The 828-nt window shown below is 43.1% G+C and carries 1 pseudogene; it reads left to right on the forward strand.

What is annotated here, in order from left to right:
• Positions 1-681, forward strand: a pseudogene (locus B4F91_RS16385) (malate synthase G); the annotation flags it as partial.
• Positions 682-828 lie beyond the last annotated feature (147 nt).

Consider the following 828-nt stretch of genomic DNA (forward strand, 5'->3'; position numbering starts at 1 on the left):
GCACAAATAGGTAAAGGTATGTGGCCTATGCCAGATAAAATGGCACTTATGATGGAGCAAAAGCTTGCTCATGTGCAATCTGGCGCTAATACCGCGTGGGTGCCCTCGCCTACCGCAGCCACTTTGCACGCTATGCATTATCACGATGTAGACGTATTTACTGAGCAAAAAGAAATTGCCAAACGAGGCATGGCAAGCCTTACTGATTTACTTACACCTCCTTTAATGTCTCAGCCGCAAACGCTCAGTAAAGAAGATATTCAAAGTGAGCTTGAGAACAATGCACAAGGCATTTTAGGCTACGTAGTACGCTGGATAGACCAAGGTATTGGCTGCTCAAAAGTGCCTGATATTAACCACATAGGCTTAATGGAAGACAGAGCAACCTTGCGTATTTCAAGTCAACATATGGCAAACTGGCTACAGCATGGGGTGTGTACTCAACAACAAATAGAGTCGATTATGGCTAAAATGGCTAAAGTGGTTGATGGCCAAAATGAGCACGACAGCGCGTACAAGCCTATGGCACAAAACGAAGAGTCACTTAAAAATAGTATTGCTTATCAAGCCGCTTTAGCACTTGTATTAGAAGGTGCTAAGCAGCCAAGTGGCTACACCGAGCCCCTATTACACAGTTACCGCTTAAAATATAAAGCAAAACACCATAACCTAGCTGAATAGTTAACATTAGTTTAACAGCAAAAAAGCGCGTTTTGCCTACACAAAACGCGCTTTTTGTTTATTAGGGCGTGTTGATCTTTGCAGATTGAAATTTGTTCAACCTAGGCAGAACCCAAAAGGGCAGCGTATGTTTGGCATTTATGCTAC

It is taken from the genome of Pseudoalteromonas sp. UBA6610 (assembly GCF_002433295.1).
Taxonomy (GTDB): domain Bacteria; phylum Pseudomonadota; class Gammaproteobacteria; order Enterobacterales; family Alteromonadaceae; genus Pseudoalteromonas; species Pseudoalteromonas atlantica.